At 77.4% G+C, this 1,125-nt stretch carries 1 pseudogene; it reads right to left on the minus strand.

Annotated features, from left to right (window positions below):
- A pseudogene (locus tag OZN99_RS32190) lies at positions 1-1,125 on the minus strand (DUF4159 domain-containing protein); the annotation flags it as partial.

The following is a 1,125-nucleotide window of genomic DNA, read 5'->3' on the forward strand; positions in this document are numbered from 1 at the left end:
GCCGCGGTGCCGGGATGCCCGCGCCGAGGTTCAGCGCCCGCCGCTGCGCCGCATCCGCGGTGGAGGCGCCGGTGCCGTACCAGCCCGGTGGATGGCGCGGCGAGGCCGCTTCCTCCCCGATGCGCGATGCGGGGATGGGCTGCGCGCCGGGCTGCGGCGGGCCGAGCCGGCCGAAGCCGTCCAGCGTCTCCAGCGGGGCCAGCGGCGTGTCGCCGTCGGCGCCGACCACGCCGGCCGAGAGCGCGACGATCCGGCGCAGCATGTCCACGAACAGGCCGGAGAGCGGCAGGTCCGACCAGTCGGCATTGGCGGTGACGTGGAACAGCACGATGCGCCCGGCGCCGCGACTGTCCTGCGTCACCAGAGGCGTGCCGTCCGCCAGTCGGGCCCAGGTGCGCCCGGTCAGCCGCGCGGAGGGCTCGGCCAGCACCTGGCGCTCGACCGTCACCTCGGGCGGCGGCACCAGCCCCTGGAAGGGCGAGCCCTCGGGGAAGGGCGCGAGGCGCTGCGGCTGTTCCCAGGACAGCGCGCCGCCGATCTGCCGCTCCCCGGCGCGCAGTGGCACCGGCAGCAGCGGGTCGGGCGCTTCCGCCACCCGGGCGCCGGCGAAGCGCACCAGCGTGCCGCCTTCCTGCACCCAGCGCGCCAGCGCATCCCGCTCGCGCTCGTCGGAGATCGGGCGGTCGGCCATGACCAGCACCGAGAGGCGGCGCTGCAGCAGCTGCTCCACCGTGCCGCGGCGCAGCTCGGCGAAGGGCGAGAGCGCGCGGTCGAGGTAGAACAGCTCGCCGATCAGCGGCACGTCCGCCGCCGTCTCCTCGCCGCCGGAGATCAGCCCGACCGGGCGGCGGCGGAAGCGCTCGTCCAGCAGGACGGTGGCGTTGGCGCCGGCGACGCCGTCGATGTCGAGGCGGACGACCTGGTTGCGGATCTCGAGCGGCAGCGGCAGCGCGGCCTCCGCCTCGGTGGCGCCGGCGGGGATCTGCACCACGGCGCGGTCCAGCGTGCGGCCGTCGCCGGTGCGGGCCAGCACCACCGCCTCGCTCGCCACCGGCAGGGGCGTGGTGCGCAGGTGCACGACCAGCCGCTCGGCTTCCGCGCGCGGCGGCGGCAGCAGGCGGGTCG

Source organism: Falsiroseomonas oryzae (assembly GCF_027856955.1).
Lineage (GTDB): Bacteria > Pseudomonadota > Alphaproteobacteria > Acetobacterales > Acetobacteraceae > Falsiroseomonas > Falsiroseomonas oryzae.